Raw genomic sequence first — 1,271 nt, 5'->3', positions numbered from 1 at the left:
GCGCTGGGGCGCAGCGCCGCCCGGGGCGGCGCCGTCACCCTGGCGGGCCAGGGGGTCCGTGCCCTGGTCCAGGTCGCGTCGATCGTGGTCCTCGCGCGGCTCGTCGGCCCGGCCGACTACGGCTACGTCGCGATGGTCGGCGCGATCGTGGGCGCCGCGACGATCCTGCAGGACTTCGGGCTGTCCCGGGCCGCCGTGCAGGCACCCGTCGTCACCGTGGGCCAGCGCGACAACCTGTTCTGGATCAACCTCGGCTGCGGGGCGCTCGCGGCCATCGCCGTGCTGGTCGCGGCGCCCATGGTGGCCGCGCTCTACGACGAGCCGGTGCTGGCGGACATCACCCGCTGGCTGGCGGTCACGTTCCTGCTCGGCGGGCTCGCCGCGCAGTTCCGGGCCTCGCTCATGCGGGACCTGCGGTTCACCGCCATCGCGGTGATCGACGTCGCCGCGCCCACCCTCGGGCTGCTGGTGGCGGTGTGGGTCGCGCTCGCGGACGGCTCGTACCGCGCGCTGGTGGCGCAGCAGGTCGTGGCCGCCGTCGTCGTCTGTGCCGGGTCGGTCCTGGTCGCCCGCTGGCTTCCCGGGCCGCCCCGACGGCGGGAGCCGGTGCGGTCGTTCGTCTCCTACGGCGTGCACCAGCTCGGTGCGCAGCTCCTCACCTACGTCAGCATGAACGCCGACGCCGTCGTGGTCGGCGCGCGGTTCGGCGCGGCGTCCGCCGGCCTGTACGACCGGGCCTTCCGGATGATGATGCTGCCGGTGCGGCAGCTCCAGTTCCCCGTGACCCGGGTGGCGATGCCCGTGCTGTCCCGCCTGCAGGACGACGCGGCCACCTTCGGCCGGTTCGTGGTGCGCGGCCAGGCGATCCTGCTCAATCTGCTCGCGCCCGTGATGCTGCTCGGCGCGGCGACGGCGGGGCCTGTGGTCGAGATCGCGCTCGGCGCCCGGTGGCTGGAACTGGCGCCGCTGTTCGCCGTGCTCGCCGTGGGCGGCGTGTTCCAGGCGGCGTCGTTCACGTCGGGCTGGGTCTTCATGGCCACGGGGACCATGCGGTCCCAGTTCCGGTTCGCCCTCTGGTCGCGCCCTCTGGTCGTGGCCGCCGTCGTCGCGGGAAGTCTCTGGGGCGTCGTGGGGGTGGCCGCCGCCTACGGCATCGCTTCCGCCCTGCTGTGGCCCGTCTCGCTGTGGTGGGCCGGCCGGGCCGCGCGGCTGAGCTGGCGGCCCTGGCTCGTGGGCGGCTGCCGGACGATCCTCGCGCACGGCGTCGCGGC

1 protein-coding gene is annotated in these 1,271 nt (G+C 75.1%); it reads left to right on the top strand.

The features are described from left to right. On the top strand, positions 1–1,271 hold a 1,271-nt coding region (locus tag PROKR_RS13715), incomplete at both ends, for a lipopolysaccharide biosynthesis protein (protein WP_051432974.1).

Origin of the sequence: Promicromonospora kroppenstedtii DSM 19349 (genome assembly GCF_000515355.1) — a bacterium.
Classification (GTDB): Bacteria; Actinomycetota; Actinomycetes; order Actinomycetales; family Cellulomonadaceae; genus Promicromonospora; species Promicromonospora kroppenstedtii.
The sequence above is the reverse complement of the archived record's forward strand: the minus strand, read 5'-3'. Positions and strand labels throughout refer to the sequence as shown.